Genomic DNA, 12,555 nt, shown 5'->3' with positions numbered 1-12,555 from the left:
GAATTTGATAATGAGTGATCTACTGTCTGAAAAAATCACCTATTTGCTGATAGATACGCACAACCATACTTTGGCCCAAACAGCATTGCGGAATTCGCAGATCGCATTTCCCCTCAAAAACAGGCTTGTATTTAGTGATGTGGAAGATGGGTGGGATGCAAGCGATTTGATTAAGATTGCCCCAATTAATTCTGTGCAGGGTTATTGTGAATTTCTGCTTAAGCATGCGTGGAAATTTGTTAAAACAGAATTTTTTATTGTTTTGCAATATGATGGTTTTGTTTTGAATGGCGATCAATTTTCCAAAACCTTTTTGGATTTTGATTATATTGGTGCCCCATGGCCTCATTTTGATTTTCATAAAGTTGGGAATGGTGGGTTTTCTTTGCGCTCTACGCGTTTGATGCAGGCGTTGGAACCGCTGCTGGTACAGCAGGATTTCTTGACCCCAGAAGATGTTGTGATTTGCCGTAAATACAGACGCCAATTAGAGCGTGACGCCGCCATAAAATTTGCACCGGTATCTGTCGCAGAAAAATTCTCACAAGAGCTCTCAGTGCGTAAACACCCGACCTTCGGATTTCATGGCTATACTTTGTTACCGTTGGTTTACCGTCATAACTTAGAGTTTCTGTTTCAGCATCTTCCGCCGTCAAAAAATAAGAATAAATTTGAAGAGTTAAAATTGGGATGTAAAGCGCTTGGTATTGATAAAACGGGTCATAATGGCTTTTTAAAATGGTGTGCTGAAAGCTGTGTGTAGCAAAGCACCCAAAATCATTTGAAGTTTAGATGATACATCACCAGTTCGGAATTTGGTTTGGGATCAGAAATTTATGAAAGTGAATAATCAATGACCATTTTAGTTACAGGCGGTTGTGGGTTTATCGGGACTAACTTTATTGCGAACTGGTTCCAGCAAACTGACGAACACATTGTAAATATTGATTGTATGACATACGCGGCGAATACAGCGTGCCTTGATAAGCCTCCACACAAAAACTTAGTTAATTTCAATGTTGATATTATAGATGGTCAGGTGGTGGGTGAGATTTTAAATGAGCACCATCCACGCGCTATTGTTCATTTTGCTGCCGAAAGCCACGTTGATCGCTCGATCGCGTCTGCTGATAAATTCATAGAGACAAATATAAACGGTACTTACGTATTGTTGGTCAATGCGCTGAATTACCTCGAGGGTGCAGGCAAAGATATCGGAAACAAGTTCAGATTTCTTCATGTGTCGACCGATGAAGTCTTTGGCAGTTTGCAGCCTCATGAAAGTGGGTTTAGTGAAACAACAGCCTATAAGCCAAATAGTCCTTATAGCGCGAGCAAGGCAGCGTCTGATCACCTCGTACGTTGCTATTATGAAACCTTTGGCTTGCCAACGATCGTAACAAATTGTTCAAACAATTATGGACCTTTTCAACATACAGAAAAATTTATTCCAACCGTTCTCCACAGTTTTTTAAAAGGTAAGAAAATTCCTGTATACGGGGATGGCCAGCAAGTACGCGATTGGCTATTTGTTGAAGATCACTGTGACGCATTGATGTGTGTTTTAGAGAGTGGCACTCCAGGAGAGAGCTATAATATCGGTGGTAATTGCGAAAAGACTAATTTGGAATTGATCGAATGTGTTTATGGTGAATTGAAGCGCACGTACCCTAAATTATTAGAACAACCGCTGCATAGTTATATTTCCTTTGTTGAGGATAGGCTTGGTCATGATCAACGCTATGCCATCGATGCCTCAAAAATGCGAAGAGAGCTTGGGTGGGCGCCAGCGCATGATTTTTCTGATGGCATTTCCAAAACGATTAATTGGTATCGTGAGGGTTTAGCTCTTGCCAGATAGACAAACAGTTCTTGTCACAGGCGCAAATGGTCAGGTTGGCAGGAACATATGCAGCGTTTTTGATGGTTCCTTCAATGTCATTGGACTCTCCAGTCTTGAATTGGATGTCGGGGAGGCTGCGGCAACACACAAAATTTTTGACAAGGTCAGACCCGACATCGTGATCAACGCAGCTGCTTACACGAAAGTCGATGATGCGGAAGCTAATAGTAGCCTTGCTGACCGGACAAATTTTCATGCAGTAAGACATCTTTGTGACACATGTTTAAAACATGATTGTTTGCTTGTGCATTTCTCCACCGATTATGTTTTTGATGGAGAGGCAACTCGTCCTTACAGTGAAGGAGACCAAACAAATCCATTGAACGCATATGGCCGGTCTAAATTGGCTGGCGATAACTATATTATTGAAAATTCGAAACAATATCTTATTTTTCGGTTAGCGTGGGTGTATGACCATGCAGATGTAAATTTCCCAAGCAAAATACTACACGCAGCTAAAGTTAAAGACCGGCTGAAAGTTGTTGATGATCAAATTGGCACACCAACTTCGGCTGAATTTGTTGCAAAAAATGTGCATCAATTGATCACCACAGGAGGTGCCGATAAAAATCAGAGATATAATAACGTCTATAATTTGGTGCCAAACGGTGAGGCTTCATGGTTTGACTTTGCCATTCGTTTGTTATCTCGTGCAGACGCGTTGGGTTTTAATTTGAAGTGCAAGGCTGAGGACGTTATGCCGATAAAATCTTCGCATCTGGCTCAACCGGCAAAGCGGCCACAACGCGTGGTTTTAGACAATCGAAAAATTCAGCAAGAACTTGGCATCAGATTTGCTCTATGGGATGCGTATATTGATGATTTCTTGGAGCAGTTGAGGCGACAAAATGAAAACATTTAAGGGCATTTTGCTTGCTGGCGGCAATGGTACAAGGCTGTATCCGTTAACATCCGTGATGTCAAAACAGCTTCTCCCAGTTTACGACAAGCCGATGATCTATTACCCGTTGTCAGTTTTGATGCTTGCCGGCATCCGCGATATTTTGGTCATTACGCGACCAGAAGATGAATCTATGTATTCAGCTTTGTTGCAGGATGGTGCGCAGTGGGGGGTAAACATCAGTTACGCTACCCAGCCAAATCCTGGTGGGGTTGCCGAAGGCTTATTGCTTGGTGAGACGTTTTTGGATGGGTCTGATTGCGTCTATATCCTTGGTGATAATGTTTTCTATGGGGCTGGTTTATCGGGCTTTTTGACAGCGGCACTGGCTAACAATGTGGGCGCAACCTGTTTTACATATTCGGTAAGTGATCCTGAACGATATGGTGTTGTTGAACTTGATGAAGCATGCAACATAAAAAAGATTGTAGAGAAGCCCGTCACTCCGCCATCAAATTATGCGGTAACTGGTCTTTATGTGTTCGATAAAACAGCTCCTGAAAAAGCAAAAAAACTTATTAAATCGCATCGTGGTGAATTAGAAATCGTTGATGTTCTGAATTTATATTTGCGCGATGAAAAACTCACGCACCAAAAATTCAACCGGGGCGTCGCATGGCTCGATACGGGGACGCCAGAAAGTTTGCTAGAGGCAGCGCTTTTTGTTGAAACAATCGAAAAAAGACAAGGTTATAAGATTGCCTGCCTCGAAGAAATCGCTCTGAAAAATTCATGGGTGGAGCGCGATTTTTTGAAACAGCGTGCTGAGCAGAATGCTTCAAGTTCACTTGGCCAGTATCTCCTTAAGATTCTTGAAAAATGAGAGTTTTTGATACTGAAATACCTGATGTGAAAATCATCGAGCCAACGGTTTATGAGGATGAAAGGGGCTATTTTTTTGAGGCTTATAATGCCCAGAAATTTGAAGATTTGATGGGATTTTGTCCAAATTTTTATCAGTCGAATGAGTCCGGATCAGTCGAAGGCACGATTAGAGGTTTGCACCTCCAAAAAGAACCGTATGGGCAGTCCAAACTCGTAAGGGTGATTTCTGGCGAGGTGTTGGATGTAGTTGTTGATTGCCGTAAAGGTTCAAAAACCTTTGGCAGATATATCAAGGTTCATTTGGATTCTAAAAATAAATTACAGTTATGGATACCGCGTGGGTGTGCGCATGGGTTTCAGGTCATAAGCGACTATTGCATATTATCCTATCACGTGGACGCTCCATACAACCCGGGGTTGCAAGTTTCGATAGACGCATTCGACAAAGCGCTGGGCATCGATTGGCATAAAACCCCAGAGTTTTGCATGAGCGCACAAGATGAATTGGCAATGAGTTTTTCCGATGCAATTGACGTTATCGAGTAATGATAAAGGTGGAGGGTTAGATTGATGATTAACATCGACGTACTGAAAAATGCTGCTGGGGGGTGGCTCGAAGCAACGCCATTTCCTCACTTTCATGTTGATAACTTTTTTGAGCCAAATATTGCCAAACAGCTCGAAGCCGAGATGCCAGACTTTGATAGTAATATTTGGCATGAATATGGAAATGCAATTGAAGTTAAAAAAGTTTGCAACAATTGGAATAATTTTCCAAGCTTGACTTATCGTGCCTTTTCTTATTTGAATTCCAGTGATTTTGTGACACTCCTCGGCAAAACCTTGTTTGAAGGTGACATTTTAAGTTCCGATTTTGGCCTTAATGGGGGTGGCTGGCACATTCACAGTCGAGGTGGAAAATTGAATACCCATCTTGATTACTCTTTACACCCAAAGACGAGGCAACAACGAAAATTGAATATCATCGTTTATTTGAACTCAAACTGGGAAGAGCACTGGGGTGGATCTCTTGGCCTTTGGGGAAATGATAGTGACAAGGTGCCAGGCCCGTTGATTAAACAAATCACCCCGAAATTCAATAGGGCTGTAATTTTTGATACCACTTGTAATAGCTGGCATGGTTTGCCGGATCCGATTAACTGTCCGAGCGATCAATTTAGAAAGAGCCTTGCGGTGTATTATTTAACCACACCTCATGAAAATGTTTCTGAGAGAGGAAAGGCATTGTTTGCTCCAACAGATGATCAGAAAAACGATCCAAATGTTTTGCATTTAATCTCGCAGCGATCAAACTCCGCCACTGCCTCTAAAGTGTGGCGAAGGTAATAAGCCTCTTCAACTGCACTGAATTTTTTCACGTAAAAAAATTGTTTCTTTGGTAAAAAAACAGACAGTGGTGGGTTTAGTTTTATTGATGTATTTCCCTAGGGGGTGATTAGCCCTGAGAAAGCCAAGCCCGAGAACAGCTGTTTTCTGATTGCGTTCAGTGTTTGCTCAGTCGTTATGTGACCGCAAACCCACAGAATTGGCTGGGGTGAGTAAACAATTACCAAGAAAAGTTTTGAGGCAAATGTCAAAAATGAATGCTAAAGGCATATTTTCAAAAATAGTTAGGCAAAGCTTTTTATTCGTTTAACTAATCACCCTTGGTCAGCATGAGGCTTAAAACGGGATGTTTTTGTGTGCTTATGATTATGCCAAGCAGATGAAATTAAAATATGAGTCATGAGTTTTTCACCTCATTGGAAAAAACAAAAACTATTGACCAAAATGCCGTGTAGCCGATTTCAATTGTATTCAGAATTGGAGTATTAAATTGTCAACTAACCCGCTCGTTTCGATCTTAATCCCAGCTTACCGCTCAAAGTGGCTTGATTTGTGTATTTGCTCATGTCTCTCACAAACATATTCAAATTTTGAAATAATAATCGGCGACGACAGTAATGATGGCAGTGTTTTGTCAGTTGTTAAAAAATGGAATGATCCACGAATTAAACTCTACGATAATGAACTAAAAAATCAGATGGGAACGAATGTTTCTCAAATCTTCAATCAAAGCAAAGGAGAGTACATTAAGTTTGTGTTTGACGATGATTTTTTGTTTCCTGAATCTATCCAGAAACTAGTTTTGGCTTGTGAACAAAATTCAGCATCAATGGCTTTTCATTTGCGGACTCCAATCGATGAAAATGGTGTTGAAAGACCAAAATTATCGTCGCTGACAGCAAGTCCTGAAGTTCAAAAAATGGGGTGCGGGCGACTTGATGAAAACATTTTTTGGAAAAAAATCATCAATCACAGCATCAACGCAATTGGAGAGCCGAGTAATTGTTTGTTTAGTAGGGAATTGATGGAAATAGACCGTGATACTGAGAGCCGAGAGACTATTTTCTGGACACGAAAAATGCTTTTCTTGTGGGATGTAAAGTTTTATGCAAACGCAATGTTAACGGGCAAACCTGTTATGTTTGTGCCGGAAGAGTTATCTGCATTTAGACAGCATATTGATCAGGCATCACTTGGAAAAACAAAGCCCGCAGGATATTATGAATGGGATATAGTAAGGCGTCATGCTTTTGGGCTGGGATTGCTTGATGAACGGGAATTCTTGAGCGGACTTCAGCACCAGGAAAAAATGTACAACGGTTTGAATGATAACTATCAGTATAAATCTAGGTTCCAGCAGATTGCCGGTTCGGCAAATAGATCAAATGATTTTTTGACTCCAGAATTCAACCAACTTATCGAAGATGCTGACACTCATCTTTTATCATTAATTGACCCAAAGCAGAGTGAACCGGCGAACGCGTGATAAATTAGCTTTGAAAATTTATAAAAACCTATTTCAAAATCACCCGTATATCTTGACCCATATTTTCAATCAAATTCTCCATTTCATCTGAAGAGTCAAATTTCAAAATCATGGCGCCTAGCGTGTCGTTAGATCCTCCATAAAAATTGACTTCACCATTTGTCGCATCCCATATATCTTTTTGGATGATTTTTGGTTTAATCCTATCGGATAGATACAGGCTATTGTAGGTTCCATTTTCTATCGAGTGAACCATGTAACTTGACCAAAAACCATTGGTCGGCTGCATGGATAAATCACTGCATGGAAGCCCCAGAGCAGCATCCACAGTGTATTTTATTAAATCTACACCTGTTGCACAATGTATGACCTCAGGTATCAAACAACCACCATTGCGCGGGCCAAGCTCTAAAAAATACAGCTTGCCTGTTTCATCAAAAATTAAATCGAAATTTAGAGCGCCAGTTTTCATCCCGAGGGCAGTAATGAGCCGCTGCGTCTGCTCGTGTGCAAATGCAAGCCTTGTTTCGCTGTGTGAAGTTGGAAACGTTTGTCCAATTGGTACTAATCCATTGCAAAGTTTGTCGAAATGCTCATCTGCCCAGCATCGAAAAACCAACTCACCGTCGACTAAAAAACCATCGCCAGCTATTTGATATGAAGAACGGATTATTTCTTCCTCTATTAGCACCTTTTTCTCACGCGAGAATGAAAAAGCATGCTCAAAAGCTCTATTAAATTCTGATACGTTTGCTCCCATTTTGGTAAATTTTGTAACTCCCTTACTTCCTGAGGAGTCAACAGGCTTAATAAAAACAGGCTTGTCAAAGCCCTTAACCCAATTCCATGCTTTATCGCATTGTCGAAACGATTTGGACTTCGGCACGTTGAAACCATTTTTTTCAAGAAATTTTCTAAAAAGATCTTTTCGGGTCAATGTATTTACGGAAGCGTAGGGGTTTCCTGGCAAATTCATGCGCTCTGAGACAAAAGCAGCGGTTGGCGCCGCCGGAGATCTGACGCATAAGCAACAATGGCGTCTATCTGCAAGTGTTGCGCAAGCTGTAAAACAGACTCTTTATCTGTGGTGCTTATGTTGTGAAATTCATCTGCTAGCTTGTGACCAGGATTCTCGGGCAAATAATCACAGGTGATTACATAATGTCATTGTAATTTTGCATATTGCAACGGAGGAATTTGAGTATGCGCTGCCCCAAGAAATAATATTTTTTTTTGCACTTTACTTTCCTCCGTAGACCAAAAGTGAGCCCAGAATTGATACGTGACTCTGCCTTTTAACGTCCAAGATTAACCTTCAAATTAGTGCGCCTCTATTTTTCACATATCAGGCAAATGCTGGAACATAGGTCTGGGTACACTTCCCCAAGTTCATAGCAGGCGTCTAGGTAAGCATTGTCGACAATGTCTGTCTTGAGAATTTTATCCCACTGAAAGTTCGCGAGAGCTTTGAAAAAAATTCCCTTTTTTCCAATAACCTGAAAACCAGCATTTTTGGCATCTCTCTCGAGCGTATCAAATGAGTAGGTTACTCTATGTCCATGTTCCCTCTCAGCATCTGTTATTGTTGAATTGTGGGAAAGAATTCCCATTCTGACAGCAATCTGTCTGGATGGAGCGTTGGCATTGGGGCAAATCACAAAAAAACGACCACCATCATCCAGCCATTCATCCCGGACCTTTTTCATAACGCCAACGGGATCATCTAAATGCTCAAGCGTATGCGTTATGATTATATTTTTGAACTTGTGAGGAAGTTTAGCTGTCTCAAAAGTATTGTTATACACGGTGATATTAGCAAGCTCGGGATCTGCCTTGAACTGGGCTACAGCATCTGACGAAGCTTCAATACATTCCAAGTCACCTACTGTCTTTTTCAGTAGTCTGGAGAAATAACCCTTGTAGCTACCCATTTCTAGCGTTTTGCCATCTTTTAAAAATATTTTGATAGCCCTGAGCATATATGGATGCATCACATTAACATCGAAATCAAATCGATACTGATGAGCAGATGTATTAAGTAGTTCTTGATTATAATCGCGCATAATGTTCGTCCTATGGATCCAAAAATTTGATGTTTGACAGAAACAAAACTATTTGCCTTGTCCCCAGTATTCTTTATTTTTTACCAAGTCGCGGTAGTTTTCATTGCTGACACCCACCAAAATTTTATCCCAACGTTTGCCGTTACGGTAATACCATCTAGGCTTGGTACCCTGAACTTGCCACCCACAGTGCTCAACATAAGCCCTCATAGAAGGCTTGTTGTATTCAATGATGTCGCTATCCAAATGCTCTAATCCTAATTCATCAAATGCAAAACGCATGATGGCCATTATAGTGTCGACCCCATACCCTTTGCCTCGCACTTCGGGATTGCCCAACAGCATACCGTGAAAGGCTGTACGATTTTTCCAATCAATCGATACCAAATTTGCGGTCCCAATAAGACCGAGATCATCAGTATCAACCGCAAACCTTTGATTATTGCTGTTGCAACTTAGTGAGTCATACCAATTATGTTGATCACTTACACTTGTGGGAAAGTGCCAACCGCCCACCAGCATTTGAATTTCAGGGTCGTTTGCCCATGTTTTCAACTGTGGTAGATCCTCTATTTCAATCGCGCGTAATTTGACGTGTTTTCCGATAAAATTCATAAATGTGTCCTTTGTTCTTAGCCTTGGTCTAAGTAATAAAAACGACCTTCGAATGGCTGATACCAATCCATATGATTTTGCGGTATGCGCGATCTAAAACCAATTACTTGCATGACATTTGGATCAGAGCTGAAATTATTACCTACCAATTTGCAATAATCCATTTGTGGTTTGATAAAAGGGCGCGAGTAGGTCAACGTCAGCGCTCGCCTTGTTTCGCCACTCTTGTTTGGTGAGGCGGCATGCCATAAATTTGAGTCAAACAAGACTACGGTTCCTGCTTTTCCAGTCAGGTATTTCGATCTAGCAAGAAGTTCTTCATCATCCGGCCTCTCTTCTACCTTATGTGAGCATGGGATGACACGGGTGGCCCCATTAGGAACCGTAAAATCTTCAAGCATAATAAGTACATTTATCAATAAAGTGAGGTTGGACGAATATGTTCGGACGTCACGGTGAAAGTTCGAGACGTGTGTGTAATCACCGCTGAGGCCTTTGACATGTTTCAATCCACCAAACGAGTTTAATATATAGGGGCCATCGAAATACTCCCTGAAGACCTCGTCAAAAGGAAGCATCCTAACTAGATCAGCCATGGAGTCATCTTTTCCCATCACATGATGAGCCACACCCTCCATTACGTCTCCAAGGCCTGTTTTGCGCCTTACATCACTTGCGTAATCAATCCAAACATCTAAATCTTTGCTCAAGCGATTAATGAAATGCTTGTCCAAAAATCCTGGGAAAATCGTGTAACCTATTTCTTTTAACTCTTCATTATGTGTCATATCTTGCATCCCCAACCCTGACAGTTCTAACTTTGCCCAGCCATCAAAATATCCTCCACCGTGTCGATTAGATACTTAAAGTGTGAATGGGACTTAATGTTTGACAAGGGCAGAAAACATGTTTGATTTTTCAAACCTGTTTCAAATTCATTTAATTGGTCGTCAACGATGTTTGGCCAGTAAGTGGGGGCAAAAACCCTTCTTTCAATTAGTTGCTGAACGTCCAGTTTAAAAGAAGTTTGCAATGGATAGCATAAAGGATAGTTGGGGCTTGTTCCACCACCCATGGGCGAGAGTAGATTCTGAGCTCCGAAGCGGTCTTCGAGCTTAGCAAAAAATACTGCACGAGAAGACAGAAGATGTTTCTCTGATAAAAATGTCGTCAAGATACGATAGGAGTATTCGCCAAGCATCAACGGTCCCGCTAAACCCAGCAACTTTTCGTTTTCTTTAAATTTCTCAAACGCAAGGTTTTTATCGCCTTTGAGACAGCCCTCAAAATGATCCAGGTTAGAGACGCTAGATTCAGGACATGTTTCAACTTTAACATCACTGAATAGTAGCCCCCCTTCTGATATTGGGAAAAATTTTCTTGGGCTATAAATGGTCGCGATTGCGTCCTCTGCCTCAAATTTATATGAGTGCGAGTTGTCAATCACAACTTTGTGGTTCTTAAACTCATCTGTTACGTACTTAACTTGTGAGGAACAAACGCCGAAATAGTTTACGTAAACAATCAGACAGTTTCTATTTTTGAGTGAGCTGCGCGGTATTTCTGGCAAAAAGTTTTTGTCAATTGAGTAAAACTCGAACTGAGAGTCAAGATTTTGAGCGTAATCTAAGAAACTCGCGCACAAATATCTCGGAAGAAGAACAGTGTCCGGCTTTAACGTTTTTAAAAGATAATATAAACAACTGCGCGCGGAGTTGTAATAATAGATCCCTCGTGATTTATTGGCGCTTGGAAACAATCGTGGAAAGCCACCAATGCTTATATTAGACATCTGTTTTTCCGTTGTTTTTTCGAGGCTAAGCTTCATATCGACATCTTGGGCGCTGATCGTATGATTGTATCTGATAACGTGTCTTTCACAAGCAGTGTAACATCCAATCTAAAGTTAATCCTTTCGCTGAGCATTTGGAATTTCCGAGAGAATGACCTCACATTTGCTAAGATGCTTATCACATAAGTGAGTAAATCCATCGAATTGGAGATGGTCTGGAAGTTTGATGTTCACTGTGCTCTCCTGGCTCTTGCAAAAACAAAATAGAACTTGCAATCTTTATGCCAGATAGAGCCAGAAGCTTTGGGGTGATGTTGGTTCGTTCAGTTCGGAATAACTTCGCTTTAATCATGACCAATGTTCTGCTTTGCCCTCAAATTAAGAAGAGAATTAAACCGTGAGCAAAAATGAAAATGTTTATGTTACCAAACCTTTTCTTCCACCTTTTGAAGAGTATGCGGAGCTTTTGAAAAGTGTGTGGGAAACCAATATCTTAACTAATTCTGGCCCACTGGAAAAAAGGTTAAACCAAGATCTAAAATCTTATCTGGGTGTGAGACATCTAACCTTGACTTCCAGTGCAACGACAGGCTTGATAATCGCGTTCCTCGCACTACGCCTCAAGAACAAGGTTTTGACAACGCCATTTACTTTTCCAGCTACACTGCATGCGTTATCCATAGTTGGTGTTGAACCCGTGTTCGCCGATGTTGATATAAATACTGGCCTTATAACTAGTGAGACAATCAAGGCCGGATATGAGGAAGGTGTTGAGGCAGTTTTAGGCACACACGCGTTCGGTCAACCTATCGATGTCTCTGCCCTAAAAGGTTTTAAACATCAATCAAAATGCAAGCTTATTTTTGATGCTGCGCCTGCCTTTGGAACAGTATTCAAAAATGGTAATGCCTATGATGAGGCTGACGCTACTATCATTAGCTTTCATGCGACCAAGGTTTTCCATAGTTTTGAGGGTGGGGCTGTTATTGCGGCTAATGAGGACGTACAAAACCGCATTAATTTGATAAAAAACTTTGGCTTAGATGGGCCCGAGAATGTCCGAGAAATAGGCCTGAATGGCAAGATGTCCGAGGCGCATGCGGCTATGGGAATAGTAAACCTACGCTATATAAACGAATGCACAGCGAAACGGAAACTGGTCTTTGAGGCTTATAGTGACCTATTGTCAGGCTGTCCAAATGTTGAATTAATGAATATCTTCAATCAACAGCAACCAAATTTTGCATATTTGCCTATGAGGTGCTTGCTGGGCGAGCGTCACAGAGATCTGATAATGAATGCACTAGCGGGTCAAAATATCTTTGCTAGAAAGTATTATTACCCACTTTTATCAAATACGGTTCACTACAAAAATCTCAATTCCGCCTGTCCGTCAAATCTCCCCAACGCCAACTTGCTCTCAAAAACCGTTTTGTGTTTGCCTATTTATCCCGATCTTGATGTTGAAAAAATTAAACAAATTTGTGAAATCATCAGGGCTGTTTAGACGAATTCTTTGACCTAACAAATGTGGCCATTAGCGAACAGCTACGCCACTCAAGTGCAATGATTTTTCTAGTCAACTGTCGTTGTTAATGGCTGCGTGATAGGCTAAGCATAACA

The 12,555-nt window shown here is 41.2% G+C and carries 13 protein-coding genes; 8 read left to right on the top strand and 5 right to left on the bottom strand.

Annotation, left to right across the window (positions count from 1 at the left end; genetic code table 11):
• Nucleotides 1-10 precede the first annotated feature (10 nt).
• The 7 genes from ABXT40_RS08225 to ABXT40_RS08195 all read left to right on the top strand — a co-directional run bounded on the left by ABXT40_RS08225 (nt 11) and on the right by ABXT40_RS08195 (nt 6,462).
• Entirely contained in the window at nt 11-763 is a 753-nt protein-coding gene (locus ABXT40_RS08225) for a DUF5672 family protein (protein ID WP_443645134.1), read from the top strand.
• Between the two features lie 90 nt (nt 764-853).
• Entirely contained in the window at nt 854-1,861 is a 1,008-nt protein-coding gene (gene rfbB / locus ABXT40_RS08220; RefSeq protein WP_443645133.1) for a dTDP-glucose 4,6-dehydratase, read from the top strand.
• Nucleotides 1,851-2,765 carry a dTDP-4-dehydrorhamnose reductase gene (gene rfbD, locus ABXT40_RS08215; RefSeq protein ID WP_443645132.1) on the top strand — a complete coding sequence of 305 codons (915 nt, stop codon included), beginning with the start codon at nt 1,851-1,853 and terminating at the stop codon, nt 2,763-2,765. Before rfbB ends, rfbD begins: the two co-directional genes overlap by 11 nt.
• Complete coding sequence (gene rfbA, locus ABXT40_RS08210) at nt 2,752-3,627, top strand: glucose-1-phosphate thymidylyltransferase RfbA (protein ID WP_443645131.1); 876 nt, start codon at nt 2,752-2,754, stop codon at nt 3,625-3,627. The genes rfbD and rfbA overlap by 14 nt, the downstream gene beginning before the upstream one ends.
• Nucleotides 3,624-4,175, top strand: coding sequence for a dTDP-4-dehydrorhamnose 3,5-epimerase (gene rfbC / locus ABXT40_RS08205; protein ID WP_443645130.1), 552 nt, complete (start codon nt 3,624-3,626; stop codon nt 4,173-4,175). The genes rfbA and rfbC overlap by 4 nt, the downstream gene beginning before the upstream one ends.
• Nucleotides 4,176-4,199: 24 nt before the next feature.
• The gene (locus ABXT40_RS08200) at nt 4,200-4,976 is read left to right on the top strand and encodes a 2OG-Fe(II) oxygenase (RefSeq protein ID WP_443645129.1); all 777 of its coding nucleotides are present in this window, start codon (nt 4,200-4,202) and stop codon (nt 4,974-4,976) included.
• Between the two features lie 490 nt (nt 4,977-5,466).
• Nucleotides 5,467-6,462 carry a glycosyltransferase family 2 protein gene (locus ABXT40_RS08195; protein ID WP_443645128.1) on the top strand — a complete coding sequence of 332 codons (996 nt, stop codon included), beginning with the start codon at nt 5,467-5,469 and terminating at the stop codon, nt 6,460-6,462.
• A gap of 28 nt (nt 6,463-6,490) precedes the next feature.
• Here the strand turns inward: ABXT40_RS08195 and ABXT40_RS08190 are convergent, their stop codons facing one another.
• From ABXT40_RS08190 to ABXT40_RS08170, 5 genes are all read right to left on the bottom strand, one after another.
• On the bottom strand, nt 6,491-7,438 hold the full coding sequence (locus ABXT40_RS08190; protein WP_443645127.1) for an ATP-grasp domain-containing protein: 948 nt from the start codon (nt 7,436-7,438) through the stop codon (nt 6,491-6,493).
• Nucleotides 7,439-7,793: 355 nt separating this feature from the next.
• A complete protein-coding gene (locus tag ABXT40_RS08185) occupies nt 7,794-8,525 on the bottom strand; it encodes a class I SAM-dependent methyltransferase (RefSeq protein WP_443645126.1) in 732 nt (243 codons plus the stop codon).
• A 48-nt stretch (nt 8,526-8,573) separates the two neighbouring features.
• A complete protein-coding gene (locus tag ABXT40_RS08180) occupies nt 8,574-9,140 on the bottom strand; it encodes a GNAT family N-acetyltransferase (protein ID WP_443645125.1) in 567 nt (188 codons plus the stop codon).
• A 17-nt stretch (nt 9,141-9,157) separates the two neighbouring features.
• Nucleotides 9,158-9,937: a phytanoyl-CoA dioxygenase family protein gene (locus ABXT40_RS08175; RefSeq protein ID WP_443645124.1), complete on the bottom strand. Its 780-nt coding sequence runs from the start codon at nt 9,935-9,937 to the stop codon at nt 9,158-9,160.
• Nucleotides 9,938-9,954: 17 nt separating this feature from the next.
• Entirely contained in the window at nt 9,955-10,968 is a 1,014-nt protein-coding gene (locus ABXT40_RS08170) for a hypothetical protein (RefSeq protein WP_443645123.1), read from the bottom strand.
• 361 nt (nt 10,969-11,329) lie between these two features.
• Here ABXT40_RS08170 and ABXT40_RS08165 point away from each other — a divergent pair, with 361 nt between their 5' ends.
• Nucleotides 11,330-12,439, top strand: a complete 1,110-nt coding sequence (locus tag ABXT40_RS08165; protein WP_443645122.1) for a DegT/DnrJ/EryC1/StrS family aminotransferase — start codon at nt 11,330-11,332, stop codon at nt 12,437-12,439.
• The last annotated feature ends 116 nt before the right edge of the window (nt 12,440-12,555 follow it).

Origin of the sequence: Candidatus Ponderosibacter sp. Uisw_141_02 (assembly GCF_048087665.1) — a bacterium.
In the GTDB taxonomy this organism is placed as follows: Bacteria; Pseudomonadota; Alphaproteobacteria; order Puniceispirillales; family Puniceispirillaceae; genus UBA3439.
The sequence above is the reverse complement of the archived record's forward strand: the minus strand, read 5'-3'. Positions and strand labels throughout refer to the sequence as shown.